The sequence below is a fragment of the Achromobacter sp. FW305-C-28 genome (assembly GCF_058783235.1).
Genome location: NZ_JBYSYL010000002.1, coordinates 720645 through 735899 on the forward strand (window position 1 = coordinate 720645; position 15255 = coordinate 735899).

General features: G+C 68.6%; 11 protein-coding genes. 9 read left to right on the forward strand and 2 right to left on the reverse strand.

What is annotated here, in order from left to right; translation table 11 throughout:
- Positions 1-13: 13 nt before the first annotated feature.
- Complete coding sequence (locus AC3WMR_RS08235) at positions 14-700, forward strand: AroM family protein (RefSeq protein WP_492263535.1); 687 nt, start codon at positions 14-16, stop codon at positions 698-700.
- Here the strand turns inward: AC3WMR_RS08235 and AC3WMR_RS08240 are convergent.
- Positions 666-1112: a VOC family protein gene (locus tag AC3WMR_RS08240; RefSeq protein ID WP_492263536.1), complete on the reverse strand. Its 447-nt coding sequence runs from the start codon at positions 1110-1112 to the stop codon at positions 666-668. The genes AC3WMR_RS08235 and AC3WMR_RS08240 overlap by 35 nt on opposite strands.
- Before the next feature lie 249 nt (positions 1113-1361).
- Here AC3WMR_RS08240 and AC3WMR_RS08245 point away from each other — a divergent pair, with 249 nt between their 5' ends.
- Positions 1362-2426: a DNA-binding protein gene (locus AC3WMR_RS08245; RefSeq protein ID WP_492263537.1), complete on the forward strand. Its 1065-nt coding sequence runs from the start codon at positions 1362-1364 to the stop codon at positions 2424-2426.
- A 136-nt stretch (positions 2427-2562) separates the two neighbouring features.
- Here AC3WMR_RS08245 and AC3WMR_RS08250 read toward each other — a convergent pair whose 3' ends face one another.
- The gene (locus tag AC3WMR_RS08250; RefSeq protein ID WP_492263538.1) at positions 2563-2751 is read right to left on the reverse strand and encodes a hypothetical protein; all 189 of its coding nucleotides are present in this window, start codon (positions 2749-2751) and stop codon (positions 2563-2565) included.
- A gap of 482 nt (positions 2752-3233) precedes the next feature.
- Between AC3WMR_RS08250 and ydiK the strand changes: the two genes are divergently transcribed.
- The 7 genes from ydiK to AC3WMR_RS08285 all read left to right on the forward strand — a co-directional run bounded on the left by ydiK (position 3234) and on the right by AC3WMR_RS08285 (position 15241).
- On the forward strand, positions 3234-4340 hold the full coding sequence (ydiK, locus tag AC3WMR_RS08255; protein WP_492263539.1) for an AI-2E family transporter YdiK: 1107 nt from the start codon (positions 3234-3236) through the stop codon (positions 4338-4340).
- A 112-nt stretch (positions 4341-4452) separates the two neighbouring features.
- A complete protein-coding gene (locus tag AC3WMR_RS08260; RefSeq protein ID WP_492263540.1) occupies positions 4453-5631 on the forward strand; it encodes a cystathionine beta-lyase in 1179 nt (392 codons plus the stop codon).
- Positions 5632-5935: 304 nt separating this feature from the next.
- Positions 5936-6661 carry an RNA pseudouridine synthase gene (locus AC3WMR_RS08265; RefSeq protein ID WP_492263541.1) on the forward strand — a complete coding sequence of 242 codons (726 nt, stop codon included), beginning with the start codon at positions 5936-5938 and terminating at the stop codon, positions 6659-6661.
- Positions 6662-6841: 180 nt separating this feature from the next.
- Positions 6842-7999, forward strand: a complete 1158-nt coding sequence (locus AC3WMR_RS08270) for a S66 peptidase family protein (protein ID WP_492263542.1) — start codon at positions 6842-6844, stop codon at positions 7997-7999.
- Positions 8000-8290: 291 nt separating this feature from the next.
- Positions 8291-9097, forward strand: a complete 807-nt coding sequence (locus AC3WMR_RS08275) for a transglutaminase family protein (RefSeq protein WP_492263543.1) — start codon at positions 8291-8293, stop codon at positions 9095-9097.
- Positions 9098-9219: 122 nt separating this feature from the next.
- A complete protein-coding gene (locus tag AC3WMR_RS08280) occupies positions 9220-12624 on the forward strand; it encodes a transglutaminase family protein (protein ID WP_492263544.1) in 3405 nt (1134 codons plus the stop codon).
- Positions 12625-12652: 28 nt separating this feature from the next.
- Positions 12653-15241 carry a circularly permuted type 2 ATP-grasp protein gene (locus tag AC3WMR_RS08285; RefSeq protein ID WP_492263545.1) on the forward strand — a complete coding sequence of 863 codons (2589 nt, stop codon included), beginning with the start codon at positions 12653-12655 and terminating at the stop codon, positions 15239-15241.
- Positions 15242-15255 lie beyond the last annotated feature (14 nt).

Genomic DNA, 15255 nt, shown 5'->3' on the forward strand with positions numbered 1-15255 from the left:
AAGGAGCATCGCCATGTCCACCCCCGCCCAACTGGGCACCATCACCATCGGGCAGGCGCCGCGGCCTGACATCACGCCGATTCTTCTTCAGCACTTGCCGCCCGGTGTCTCGTGCGTGCATGCCGGATTGCTCGACGGCCTGTCGCGAGACGAGATCGGCCAGCGCTATGCCCCCCAGGGCGACCAGCCCACGCTGATCACGCGCTTGCTGGACGGGTCGTCGGTGGTGGTGGACAAGGCCCGGATGCTTGAATTGCTGAAGCAGAAAGCGGCAGCGCTGGCGGTCCAGGGTTGCCGTTACGTGCTGGTGCTGTGCACGGGCGCCTTCGATGATCTTGAGGCGGGCGGCGCGTGGCTGATCGAGCCGGACCGCATCGTGTCGCCCACCGTGGCGGCGCTGGTCGGCGGGCGGCAGGTGGGGGTGATCGTGCCCTTGGCGTCGCAGATGGCGTCCGAGGCGCACAAGTGGCGTGCACTGGCGCATGCGCCGCTGTGCGCCGCGGCCTCGCCTTATTCGGATGAGACCGCCACGCTGGCGCAGGCCGCACAAGATCTGCGGCGCCAGGGCGCCGAAGTGCTGGTGCTGGACTGCATGGGGTTTGTCGAGCGCCACCGGCAGGTGGCGGCCGAGGCCTCGGGACTGCCGGTGATTCTGTCGAACGCGATCATTGCCCGGCTGACGGCGGAACTGCTGAGCTGACGGCGCCGGGCGCCGCGAGATCGCCCCGATAGACGAGATGGATCTTGTTGCCGTCGGGATCGCGCAGGTAAGCGCCGTAGTATCCATCGCCGTAATGCGGCCGGGACCCGGGCGCGCCTTCATCCGTGCCGCCCGCGGCCAGGCCTGCGGCGTGGGCGCGGCGCACGGCGTGCGCGTCGGGTGCCAGAAACGCCACCATGCTGCCGTTGCCGGCGCTAGGCGCTTGCCGGTTGAATGGGGCATAGGCATAGAAGCGCGGCAATGGCTGACCCGGAACGATCCAGCAGCGGGCGGCCGGCCCGCCGTCCGGCGTGACCTGGCGCTGTTGCAGGCCTAGCGGCAGCAGAATCGCGTCGTAGAAGTCCGACGCGCGATTCAAGTCGCTCACGCCGACGGTGATATGGCTGAACATCAGTTTGCACCTTGAGGTTGGACTCAGGCCCATTCTGCAGGCCGATTCGCCATCGTCCCACTGCCAAGCGAATTTGGCACCCCCATTTCCTTCCCAATCCGTCCTGCGCGACGCGATTCGTCCTCCACTTGCCTTATTTGTATGATTTAATACGTATGACGTAATATATAATATATAAATTAGAAATTACTCACGATAATGTTCACTTATCGTGAGTAATTCAATGAACCTCTCTCCAGGAATCGCGCCATGGCCACCGGAATCACGCAATCGGACGTTTGGGCAGCCGCAGATGCCTTGCTGCTCGAAGGCGCACGGCCCACCATCGAGCGGGTGCGCCAGAAAATCGGCCGTGGCTCGCCCAATACCGTCAGTCCGCACCTGGAAAGCTGGTTTGGCGGCCTGGGGGCACGCATCCAGGACCCGGGCGCGTTCGCCGCACCCGCCGCCATTCCCGACCCCATTGCCCAGGCCGCGACCCATTTCTGGGAAGCCGCGCTGTCGGCCGCCCGGGCCGAGCAGGCCGACGCCACCCGCCAGCGCTGGGAAGAACTGAAAGAAGAGGGCGCACGCCTGGCCGGCCGGGCCGAACAGCTGGCGCTGCGCGAAACGCAGCTGCAAGCGCGCGAACGCGACCTGGAAGAAGGCCTGAAAGTCGCCACCCGCCAATTGGCTGCCACGGAAGAGCGCCTGCGTACGGCCGAGGCGCACTTGCGCGAACGAGACCAGGCGCTGGCCGCCGGGCAGCGGCAACTGGCGGACGCGCGCGCCGTGCTGCAAGCCCAGGCGGCCGACGCCGAGCGCGCCCGCGCCGAGCAGGCCGAGGCCCTGGCGGCGGCGCATGAGCGCCATGCCGCGCACGAACGGCGCTGGATGACCGAACTGGATGCCGAGCGCGGGGCGGTCAAGCGTTTGCAGGGGCGGGTCGACGAGGCCCAGGCAGCCCGTCAGCAACAGGCAGAACAGGCGCGCCAGGCCCTGGCGCAGGCCACTGAACGCCTGCGCGCGGCCGAGCACAGCGCAGCCGAACAACTGCGCGCGGCGCAGGCCGACGCCCAGGCCCGCCGGGCGGATGCCCTGGCCGAGTTGGGCCGGCGGCAGGCCGACGCGGCGGCGGCCCAGGAAGCCCTGCAGGCCTCGCGACGCCGCGAACAGGATCTGGTCGAGCGCGTGGCCGCGGCCGACGCGCAAGGGGTCGAATTATTGGCGCAACTGAAGGCGCGGGATGCCCAGCTACTGGAATTGACTCGGCACCTGATGGCCGCGCAGGCCAAGTCCGATTCCGCAGGGGAAAAGCAGGCGGGCCCAGCCTGAAGGTCGGGGCAGGCCGGCGAAAGTGGCTGCCGGCCCCTGTCGGTAATGCGCCGCGGCCTGGCTGCTGGCCCGGTCATCGGGTCAGGGCCAGGCAGGGTCAGGCCCAAGCATTGTCGCGGCGCCCGGCCATCGCGCCCTAGCGGCCGGGATACACCCCCTGGAACGGCGTATTGTCGGGTTCACCGAAATTGTCGGCGTGATAGTTGGCCGGGTCCGAACGCATGCTGGACTTCTGGCCGCTGGCGCTGCTGCTGCCGCCCGGTGTCATGGTGCAGCCGGCTAGCAGGATGGCCAGCACGAGGCCGGCAGTGGTCACGAGTTTCATCACAAACCTCCACAAAGAAGCTTGCCGGAAAAGCGGACCGGACTGGCCGGTATCGCCTGCATCCACTCCGGCGTGCCACATGCGCGCCGGATGCAGGCGCGATGGTGCCTGTCCGGTCAGGCAGGCCGTGGTCGGGCCGCCTGGCGGATGGGCAGAAACGATGGCAAGCAAATCAACACAGCCTGTCGAGGCCTCGGGCACCCGGCTTTGCCGGGTGCGAGGGGCTATCGCGGCGCATCCTGGTGGCAGGCCAGGGGCGTCCCGCGACAAGCGATCCACAGCATGTCTTGTTGGGAGGGGGAACAGCTCATGGGGCAAGCCCACAGCAAGTGGTGTGCCCGGGCGGGGCGAAAGCAGCAGGGCGGCGCCTGGGCGGGCTTGTCTGGGCCATTTTCCTCCCGCCCGGGTGACTCGTCCACGGCAATTTCGGATAAATTCGTAAACGCCCAGGGCACCTTGGGCCTGTTCGCCTGGAGCACCGCTTGAACCCGATCCCGCGCCCGACCTCTGATCTGCCCCGTAACCTGCTGGTCATCGTCATCCTGCTGGCCCTGATGATCGGCAGCCTGTATGTGCTGAAACCCTTTCTGTTCGGGCTGATCTGGGCCACCACCATCGTGGTGGCGACGTGGCCGGTGATGCGGGCGATCCAGCGCCGCTGCGGCGGCCGCCGCTGGCTGGCGACGCTGGTGATGCTGCTGGTGCTGCTGGTGGTGATCGTGCTGCCGCTGTACCAGGCGATTTCCACCCTGGCGCTGCATGGCGGCGCCATCATGACGGCCATCAAGAGCCTGCCCGACTACGCCTTGATGGCGCCGCCGGGCTGGGTGCAAAGCGTGCCGCTGGGCGGGCCGCGCATCGCCCAGGAATGGCAGGCGCTGGCCGATGCGGGCGCGGGCGGCCTGCTGGCGCGGCTGGAACCCTACGTGACCATGGCCGCCAAGTGGCTGCTGAGCAATGCGGCGATTGTCGGCGTGTTCGTCATGCACATGCTGATCACGATCGTCATTGCCGGCATCCTGTATTTCCAGGGTGACGTGGCGGCCGACTTCATGCAGCGCTTTGCCAACCGGCTGGCGGGCCACCGGGGCGTGGCGGCCATCCGGCTGGCCGGCCTGTCGATCCGCGCGGTGGCGCTGGGTATCGTCGTGACCGCCGTGGTGCAGTCGGCGCTGGGCGGGCTGGGCCTGTGGATCGCCGGGGTGCCGGCCGCCGGCATCATCACGGCGCTGATGCTGATGCTGTGCCTGGCGCAGTTGGGGCCGTTCCTGCCGCTGCTGGGCGGGGTGGTCTGGCTGTTCCAGAACGACATGAAGCTGGCGGCGGTGCTGCTGCTGGTGTGGGCCGTGCTGGTGACGATGCTGGACAACCTGTTGCGCCCCATGTTGATCAAGCGCGGCGTGAACCTGTCGATGCTGCTGATCCTGGCCGGGGTGCTGGGCGGCCTGTTTGCGTTCGGCATCGTGGGCCTGTTCATCGGGCCGGTGATCCTGGCCGTGACATCGACGCTGCTCAAGGCCTGGGTTGACGAAGTGCCGCCGCCCGATGATGGCGCGCCGGCCACGTTGAAGCATCCGACCGAGCTTTGATGGCGGCCCGGCCACCGCAAGCTGGTGCAATCTTTATCGTCGCGGGCGGCTTATCTTTGGGCCAGACCACCACCCGTTGGCCCAGACCACAACCCGCCACCAGGAGCCGCCCGTGACACCGCATCCCTCGCAACCCTTCGATTGGCGCAGTGCCGTGGTGGACCCCGCGCCCTTGGCGCCGGCAGGATTCCGGTCGCTGGTCACCCCGACCAGCCGCGGTTCGACCACGCTGTTCGAGCGCGCCGCCGATCTGCGCGACGATTGGGATGCCGAGAGATCCCCCTATACCTATGGCTTGCACGGCACGCCCACGGTGCTGGAACTGGGGGCGCGCATCGCCCGCATCGAACAGGGCCGGCACTGCTTCATCACGCCGGGCGGGCAGGCGGCCATCGCCTTGATCTACCTGGCGTTTTGCGGCGCGGGCGACCACGCCTTGCTGCCCGAGACGGCCTACGGCCCCAACCAGGGGCTGGCCGGCGGCCTGATGCAACGCCTGGGTGTCGAGGTGGAAACCTACGACCCGATGATCGGCGCGGGCATCGCGGCGCTGATCCGGCCCAATACCAGGCTGGTCTGGTGCGAAAGCCCCGGCTCGGCCACGATGGAAATCCAGGACGTGCCGGCGATTGCGGCGGCGGCGCACCGGGCGGGCGCCGTGGTGGCGCTGGACAACACGTATGCGGCGGGCGTGCTGTTCGACGCCTTCGCGCACGGCGTGGACGTGACGATGCAGGCGCTGACCAAGTACATCGGCGGCCATAGCGACTTGCTGCTGGGGTCGGTGACCTGCCGCGACGAGGCGCATTACCGGGCGCTGGGCGAGGCGCGCAATTTCCTGGGCATGGCGGCGTCGCCGGACGATTGCAGCCTGGCGCTGCGCGGCCTGCAGACGCTGGCGGTGCGGCTGGACCAGCTGGAACGCAGCACGCTCGAGGTCGCCCAGTGGCTGGCCGCAAGGCCCGAGGTGCAGACGGTGCTGCATCCGGCGCTGCCATCCTGCCCCGGGCACGAGATCTGGCGGCGCGACTTTACCGGGTCGGCCAGCGTGTTTTCGATCGTGCTGGGGCCGGCGCCGAGCCGCGCGCGGATCGAGGCCTTCGTGGACCGGCTGCGGCTGTTCAAGATCGGCTACAGCTGGGGCGGCGTGACCAGCCTGGTCGCGCCGTACTTCAAGCTGCGGCGCACGGTGCGGCCATACGGCGACCGGCTGGTGCGGCTGAACGTGGGGCTGGAACCGGCGCCGCTGCTGATCGCGGACCTGGAGCAGGCGCTGTCGGCGCTGGCTTGAACCCGGCGTGGCGGACGGGCGCTTTCGGTGATGGCTGGCGTCGTGTCCGGCAACCGGATTCGGCGCTGGCCTGCGTGATGCCCCGGCCGGGCGGCCCGCGCGGCCAGGGGAAAGCGCGTACCATTCTGGCCTTGGGGCCCGCCGTGCATGCAGGCTTGCGTGATTCAGGCCTGCATCAACGCCCCCCCCGTTTCGCCTTTTCCGCAGTGTCCAAGATGACGATTTTTCCGCTGAATTCCTCTACGCCCATTCCCGCGCTTTCCCGCCTTGCCTTCGTGATCCTCACGCACTCGGGAGGCCGGCCATGAGCGACAGCATCCGCCTGGCCAAGCGGCTGGCCACCGAACAATCGTGCTCGCGCGGCGATGCCGAACGCTATATCGAAGGCGGCTGGGTGGCCGTGGATGGCAAGGTGGTGGAAGAACCCGGTTTTCGCGTCGGCGCCAACCAGACGGTGAGCCTGCTTGCCGGCGCCAAGCTGGAAGACATGCGGCCGGTCAGCGTGCTGGTGCACAAGCCGGCGGGCCTGTCCGCATCAGACCCTCGGGAATCCGCGCTGGACCTGATCGTGCCGGCCAACCTGATGCCGGGTGACCGTTCGGGCCTGCGTTATCTGAAGCGCATGTTCAACGGCCTGAAACTGGCGACGCCGCTCGAGCGTGCGGCCAGTGGGCTGGTGGTGTACACGCAGGAATACGCGGTGTCGCGCAAGCTGGTCGAAGAAGGCCGGCACGTCGAACAGGAATACATTGCCCAGGTGCGCGGCACGCTGGACGCGGCCGGCTTGGCGCGCCTGCAACGCGGCCTGGCCTACGAGGGCCGGCCCGCCACGCCCATGAAGGTCAGCTGGCAGAACGAAACCCACCTGCGCTTTGCGCTGAAGACGCCGGCGCTGGGGTTCATCGAATACGTGTGCGATACCGCCGGGCTGCAATTGCTGGGGCTGCGCCGTTTGCGCATTGGCCGGTTGCCGATGGCGGGGCTGGCGGTGGGGCAGTGGCGCTATCGGCTGGAATACGAGCGGTTCTAGGCCCTTGCCAGCCCCCGAAAGACTTCAAGTGAATTCTCGGATAACCTCAAGTGAATTCTCGAATGACTTCGTGTGGTTTCTCGAATAGCTTCAAGTGAATTCTTGAATAATCTCATTATTTACATGAAGTTTATTCAATAAATTATTGATAAATAATAATAAAATTTAAAAGGACGCTGCATGCCAAGTACGCCCGGCCGCTTGTCGCCCGCTTTCAACCCGCACCGCCGCAGCGTGTTGCGCGCCGTGGGTGCCGTGGGCTTGTCGAGCCTGGCGCTGGCCGGCTGCGCCACCCGCTCGCCGAACCGTGGCGAAGGCGAGCAGACCGCGCCCGGCGACTTGTCGGCCAGCCAGACGGGCCAATCGCTGTCCAACGCCGCCCCCCGGCGCGACGCCCCGGTACCGGCCTTGCGGCCCGGCGGCCGCGTGGCCATCGTGGCGCCCGCGTCGGCCGCCGATGGCGCGGCCTTTGAAGCGGCCGACTGGTTGCAGGCCCGGGGCTTCGAAGCCCAGATCATGCCCGCCGCGCTGACCCGCAGCGACGCGCCGTTCGAGTACCTGGCCGGCGACGACGCCGCCCGGCTCAATGACCTGCACGCGGCGTTTGCCGACCCGGCGATTGGCGCGGTGTGGTGCCTGCAAGGCGGTTTCGGCTCGTGGCGCATTGCCGACAAGCTGGATTTCGGCCTGTTGCGCAAGCACCCCAAGCCCTTCATCGGCTATAGCGACATCACCGCGCTGCACCTGGCCATCCAGAAACAGGCGGGTTTCGTGACCTTTCACGGGCCGATGCTGGCGCAGGACCTGCTGGCCGGCAAGGCCGAACCCACCGCCAGCCACGTGCTGGCCATGGTGGGCGGGCAGATCGGGCAGGGCGCCTGGATCGATGCGCCCCCGGAATCCAACCCGGTGGTGCTGGCGCCCGGCGTGGCGACCGGCCGGCTGGTGGGCGGCAACCTGGCGCTGATCGCCGCCACCATCGGCTCGCGCCACGAGATCGCCACCCGCGACGCGATTCTGTTCATCGAAGACGTCAACGAGGCGCTGCCGCGCATCGACCGCCTGCTGTCGCAATTACGCGCGGCCGGTAAATTCGACCGCATCAAGGGCGTGCTGGTGGGCAATTTCACCCGCCTGGGGCTGCCGGGCGGCGATGCGGCGGGGCAGTTTCAGCTGTTTCCGCTGTTGCAGGAACAATTCCAGGCGCGCGGCATTCCCGTGCTGGCGGCCTGGCCCAGCGGCCACGGCGACCCCAACCTGACGCTGCCGTTGGGGGCGCTGGTGACGCTGGATACCCAGCGCCGCGGGCTGCGGCTGGAACAGCCGGTGGCGGTGTAGGCGCACCGGTATGGCCGGGTCATGGCCGGGGCAGCCGCCAAGGTCTGACCCGCGATGGCGCGTCGCGGCGGCACCGGCTTGGTGCCAACCCCCTTGCCGTGGCATTATTTTCGTTCGCACCGCGTTTGCCGCGGCGGCGTTTCCCTCCGTACGGCGCAACCTGCGCATCCCTGTCAGGGCTTGGCACGCGAGTTGCTAGCAGTAACGTCACAGACGGTCATCAAGATAAGCGCAAAGCCGGCATCTGCCCAAGACAGGCAGGGCCGGCGTGATCTTGCAAAGGAGACGTTCGTGAGGCATCTCGTCAAGCACGTTACCCGTTACCGCTATGCCGCGCCGGTCAGTTACAGCATCCAGACGCTGCGGCTGACGCCCCGGTTCGATGACCATCAGCGCGCCTTGCGCTGGCACATCCAGGCGCCCGGCGACATCCAGGCCCAGGTCGACGCCTACGGCAATGTGGCGCACACCCTGATCCTGAACCGACGCCACCACGAGGTCGAGATCCAGGTCACTGGCCAGGTCGAGATCGAACCGCGGGCCCAGGGCCACGTGGGCCAGGAAGACCACCGGCTGCCCGTGCACGTGTACTGCGTGCCCACCGCGCTGACCCACGGCGATGACGCCGTGCGGGGCTTTTCGGGCCGGGTGCTGCCGCGCGGCCTGTCCACCCCCGAAGATGCCTTGTCGCTGGCCGAAGCCATCTGCGACCGGGTGGTGTTTGCCCCCGACGATGATACGGCGGGGGGCGAACCGTCTGGCGCCGCCCAGGTGCTGGCGCTGGGCCGGGGCGGCAGCCGCGACCAGGCCCACCTGTTCCTGGCCTGCGCCCGGGCCTGCGGCACCCCCGCGCGCTACGTCAGCGGCTACCTGTACACCCAGGAAGACCAGGCCGTGGCCCATGCCTGGGCCGACATCTGGCTGCCCGAACCGGGCTGGGTCAGCGTGGACGTGACCCACCGCCGCTTTGCGTCGGACCGGCACTGCCGGCTGGCCGTGGCGCGCGACCATGATTCGGCCTCGCCGGTGCGCTGGCTGCACGGGCAGGGCGCGGAACTGTCCACGCAGATTTCCGTGACGATGCAAGCCGGCGCCTGAGCACATAGGCTTTCCCGCTTTCCCCTTTTTTGCGGCATTCAATCCGCGCCTGGCCGGGCGACCGATCACCGGCCAGGCGCGTTTCAGTATCCTGGCCCCAGGCCCGGTCTTCGGAGAAGGCAGTGACGATCCACGTAGCGCTCAAGCATGTGACGCAGTACCGATATGACCGGCTGGTGGGGCTGTCCGCCCAGGTGTTGCGGCTGCGGCCGGCGCCGCACAGCCGCACCCCGATCCTGTCGTATTCGCTGAAGGTCGAGCCGGAAAACCACTTCATCAATTGGCAGCAGGATCCCTTTGCCAATTACCTGGCGCGGCTGAATTTTCCCGACAAGACCCGCGAATTCAAGATCACGGTGGACCTGGTCGCCGAAATGGCGGTCTACAACCCGTTCGATTTCTTCCTGGAGCCGGGCGCCGAGGAATACCCCTTTGACTACGACGAGGGGCTGGCCCGTGAACTGGCGCCGTACCGGGTGCGTGACGACGCCACGCCGCGCTTTGTCGACTTCCTGGAACGGGTGGACGTGCGGCGCCAGCGCACCGTGGATTTCCTGGTGGGCCTGAACCGCCAGATCCACCAGGAAATCAAGTACTTGATCCGCATGGAGCCGGGCGTGCAGACGCCCGAGGTGACGCTGACCCGCAACGCTGGCTCGTGCCGCGATTCGGCCTGGCTGCTGGTGCAGGCGCTGCGCCACCTGGGCCTGGCGGCGCGTTTCGTATCGGGCTACCTGATCCAGCTCAAACCCGACGTGAAGGCGCTGGACGGCCCGGGCGGCGCGGAAAGCGACTTTACCGACCTGCACGCCTGGTGCGAGGTCTACCTGCCCGGCGCGGGCTGGATCGGGCTGGACCCGACCTCGGGCCTCTTGGCAGGCGAAGGGCACATTCCCCTGGCGGCCACCCCCGAGCCCGGCAGCGCGGCGCCGGTGACAGGCGCGGTGGACGAAGCCGAGGTCGAATTCACCCACACCATGGAAGTGACGCGCATCTTTGAATCGCCGCGCGTGACCCAGCCGTATTCCGATGACCAGTGGCAGGCGATCCGCGACCTGGGCCTGCGCATCGACGTCCGGCTGGACCAGATGGACGTGCGCCTGACCATGGGCGGCGAACCGACCTTTGTGTCGGTAGAGGACCGCGAGGGCGCCGAATGGAACACGGCGGCGTTGGGGCCGACCAAGCGTGGCTACGCCGTGGCGCTGCTGAACCGGTTGCGCGAGCGCTATGGCGCCAATGGCTTTTTGCACTTCGGCCAGGGCAAATGGTATCCGGGCGAACAACTGCCGCGCTGGGCGCTGTCGATCTATTGGCGCGAAGACGGCCAGGCCTGCTGGCAGGACCCGGCGCGGTTCGCCGACGAACGCGAACGCAGCCGCTACGGCGCCGCCGACGCGCGCCGCTTCATGGGCTCGCTTTGCGCGCGGCTGGGGCTGGGTGATGAATATATCGTGCCCGGCTACGAGGACGTCTTCTATTACCTGTGGCGCGAGCGCCGCCTGCCGGTCAACGTCGACCCGTTCGATTCGCGGCTGGATGACGAGATGGAACGCGCGCGCCTGCGCCGCGTATTCGAGGCCAGGCTGGACAGCGTCACGGGTTATGCGCTGCCGGTGCGCCGGGGCGACGGGCCGGATCTGGATGGGCCGGCCTGGGTGTCCGGCCCCTGGTTCCTGCGCGATGAACGCATGTACCTGTTCCCGGGGGATTCGCCCATGGGTTACCGGCTGCCGCTGGATTCGCTGCCCTGGGTGGCCGAGGCCGATGCGCCGGTGCTGCTGGAGCGCGATCCGTTCGAGGCGCGGCGGGCGTTGCCGACCGCGGCGCCGTTGCGGATGCAGCCGTCGCCCGGGGGGGCGGCGGGCAGGGACGCCGGCCAGGGCAACGGTGCGCGCGGGAACGGACAGGCGGCCACGGGCCAGGCAGGCTATGCCGGCTCGGCCACGGGCACTGACCCGAACGGCAACGCCGGCCGCAGCCCCGACAAGTTCGAGTCCGCCGCCTGGGTCAACCGCACGGCGCTGTGCGTCGAGGCCCGCGCCGGGGTGCTGTACGTCTTCATGCCGCCGTTGCAGCGCCTGGAGGACTACCTGGAACTGGTGACGCAGGTGGAGGCCACCGCCCGCGACCTGTCGGTGAAGATCGTGATGGAAGGCTATCCGCCCCCGCGCGATCCGCGCCTGAAGGTGCTGCAGGTCACCCCCGACCCGGGCGTGATCGAGGTCAACATCCACCCGGCGTCCAACTGGACCGAACTGGTGGACCACACCGAATTCCTCTACCAGGCGGCGTTCGAGACGCGCCTGTCGACCGAGAAGTTCATGGCCGACGGCCGCCATACCGGCACCGGGGGCGGCAACCATTTCGTGCTGGGCGGCAAGACGCCGGCCGACAGCCCGTTCCTGCGCCGCCCCGACGTGCTGGCCAGTCTGTTGGCGTACTGGGTCAACCATCCGTCCTTGTCGTACCTGTTTTCGGGGCTGTTCATCGGCCCGACCAGCCAGGCGCCGCGCATCGACGAGGCCCGCAACGACCAGGTCTACGAGCTGGAACTGGCCTTCCAGGAAATCCACAAGCGCTGCCGGGAGCAAGGCGCCCAGGTGCCGCCCTGGATGGTGGACCGGGCGCTGCGCAACATTCTGGTGGACGTGACGGGCAACACCCATCGGTCTGAATTCTGCATCGACAAGCTCTATTCGCCCGACGGCCCCACGGGGCGGCTGGGCCTGTTGGAGCTGCGCGCCTTCGAAATGCCGCCCCACGCCCGCATGAGCCTGGCGCAGCAGTTGCTGCTCCGCGGGCTGGTGGCGCATTTCTGGAAAACTCCCTATACCGCCGGGCTGACGCGCTGGGGCACCGAACTGCACGACCGCTTCCTCCTGCCGGCCTTTGTGAAGATGGATTTCGCCGATGTGATGGCCGATCTGAACGAGGCCGGCTATGCCTTTGACGCGGCCTGGTTCGCGCCGCATTTCGAGTTCCGCTTCCCGCTGTTCGGCGACGTGGCCGCGCGCGGCATCCACCTGGAACTGCGCGGCGCGCTGGAACCCTGGCATGTGATGGGCGAGGAAAGTTCGTCGGCGGGCGCGGTGCGCTACGTGGATTCGTCGCTGGAACGGCTGGAAGTCCGGGTGACCGGGCTGAACGGCAGCCGCCACGTGGTCACCGTCAATGGCCGCACGCTGCCGTTGCAGCCCACCGGCACGGTGGGCGAGTACGTGGCCGGGGTGCGCTACAAGGCCTGGTCGCCGCCGTCGGCGCTGCATCCGACCATCCGCGTGCACGCCCCGCTGACCTTCGACATCGTCGATACCTGGAACCAGCGGTCGCTGGGCGGCTGCCGCTACCACGTGGCGCACCCGGGCGGGCTGAACCCCGAGAGCTTCCCGGTCAATGCCTACGAAGCCGAAAGCCGCCGCCTGGCCCGTTTCGAAAGAATCGGCCATACGGCGGGCCGGCTGGACCCGGCGCCGGCCCGGCCCAGCCGGGAATTTCCGTTCTCGTTGGATTTAAGGCACGATTGACGCCTCTGATCACCCGATTTCGACGCGCATGCCGCAATTTCTCTTCCAGACGGACCCGTCCCAGGACGCGGTCTCGCTGGCAGTCCACGCCGCCCTGGCCGCCCGGCCGGGGCACTATGACGAACTGCGGGCGCCGGCCGACGCGCCCGGCGCCACCCGGCTGCGCGACCCCTGGCCCCGGTTCTTCGAACTGCTGGGCACCGATGGCTTTGCCGACCTGGACCGCCGCGCCGACGGCGTGGCCCGGCAAATTCGCGAAAACGGCATTACCTACAACATCTACGCCGACGCCAATGGTCCGACCCGGCCGTGGTCGCTGGACCTGCTGCCGTTCATCATCGACGACCAGGACTGGGCCACGATCGAGCAGGGCCTGTCCCAGCGCGCGGCGCTGCTCAACCGGGTGCTGGCCGACGTCTACGGCACGCAGGAACTGCTGCGCGAAAACCTGCTGCCCCCGGCCCTGGTGCAGGGCCACCCTGGCTACCTGCGGCCGCTGCGCGGTTACCTGCCGCCGGGCGGCACCTACCTGCACATTGCCGCGTTCGACCTGGCGCGGGCCAGCGACGGCGGCTGGCGGGTGGTGTCGCAGCGCACCCAGGCGCCGTCCGGGCTGGGTTACCTGCTGGAAAACCGCCTGACCGTGTCCGGCCTGTTTCCCGAGGCCTTCAAGGAACTGCGGGTGCAGCACCTGGCCAGCAGCTACCGTCGGCTGATGGACATGCTGTACCGCCTGAGCCCGGCGGCGGTCCCGGGCACCGCCCGCATCGTGCTGCTGACCCCCGGCCCCTACAACGAAACCTATTTCGAGCAGACCTATCTGGCGCGCTACCTGGGCGTGACCCTGGTGGAAGGCAGCGACCTGGTGGTGCGCGACAACCTGCTGTTCCTGAAGACGCTGCACGGGCTGGAACGGGTGCACGCGGTGCTGCGGCGGCTGGACGACGATTTCTGCGACCCGCTGGAGCTGCGGTCCGATTCCACGCTGGGCGTGCCCGGGCTGCTGCAGGTGATGCGCGCCGGCAATGTGCTGGTGGCCAATTCCCTGGGCACGAGCTTCCTGGAATCGCCGGCCATCAATGGCTTTTTGCCCGCCATCAGCCGCCGGCTGCTGGGGCAGGACCTGCTCTTGCCGTCGCTGCCGTCGTGGTGGTGCGGCGAAGCGGCGGCGCGCGAACAGGTGCTGGCCGACCTGCCGGGGGCGGTGGTCAAGGCGACGTACCCGGGGCATGCCCGCGGCGGTTTCGAGCCGGTGATCGGCGGCGCGGTGTCGCCGGCCGAGCGCGACGCCCTGCGCGACCGCATTGCCGAGCAGCCGGACGCCTACACCATCCAGCAGTACCTGCCGCTGTCGCAGGCGCCGACCTGGGCGGCGGGCCACATCGTGCCGCGCGCGGCCATGCTGCGGGTCTTTGCCATTGCCGACGGGGCGGGGGGCTGGCACATGCTGCCGGGCGGCCTGACCCGCATCGCCAGCCGCGAACAGCAGATCGTGTCGATGCAGCGCGGTGGCAGCAGCATGGATACCTGGGTCACCACCCGCGGGGCGGTCGATACATTTTCGATGCTGCCGGCCAAGCTGCGGCCCGAAGACCTGGCCCACAGCCACCGGCCGGTATCCAGCCGCGCGGCCGAAAACCTGTTCTGGATGGGCCGTTATACCGAGCGCGCCGAAAACGACGTGCGCCTGGCGCAGGTGACGCTGACCTGGCTGAACAGCGACGACGACAACGCCCGCGACCTGTTCGAGGCCGTGTCCACGCTGTGCCGGCGCAGCGGCCTGATGCCGCTGGCGCCCACCTTGTCGGTGCGCATGTTCGAACACACCCTGGTGGCCGAGTTGGCCGCCGACGGCGGCGGGCTGGCGCGCAACCTGGCCGCGCTGTCGTTTGCCGCGGGCCAGATCCGCGACCGCCTGTCGCCCGACCACTGGCGCCTGGTGGTCACGGCCGCCGGCTGCCTCGCCGACCTGGCGGTCGACCCGCAGGCGGCCCTGGCCGACGAAGGCATCGCCGTGTCCGCGCCCGACGTGGTGGCGGCCCTGAAACGCCTGGGTACGCAGCTGTCGGCCATCACGGGGTCGCAGACCGACCGCATGACGCGTGACGATGGCTGGCGCCTCTTGACCCTGGGCCGCCAACTGGAACGCCTGTGCGCCATGGCCAACCTGCTCAGCGCGCTGTTCCGGCGCAACGCCGTGCTGGGCGACAGCGCCTTCGGCCTGCTGCTGGACCTGTTCGACAGCACCATCACCTATCGCGCCCACTACCCGGGGCGCCAGGAAATTCCCGCCTTGCTGAACCTGCTGGTGCTGGAACCGGCCAACCCGCGGTCCATCGCCTGTGTGCTGGGGGTGCTGCGCAAGGAACTGGCGCGCCTGCCGGGGGCGGCGGACGGCCCCGGCGCGGCGCTGGCCGACCTGTTGCCCGTGCTGGCCGAGGGCGGCGCGGCAGGCACGGCGCTTGCGGCCTTGTGCGAACGCGACGGCCAGGGCCGCTACCAGGCCTTGCTGGACCTGGCCGCGCAGCTCGATGCCGCCGCCAGCGCCTTGTCCAACGACATCAGCCGCCGCTATTTCAGCCATGTGTCCGGCCGCGACCAGACGCTGACGGCTTGACCCGAGACCACCGC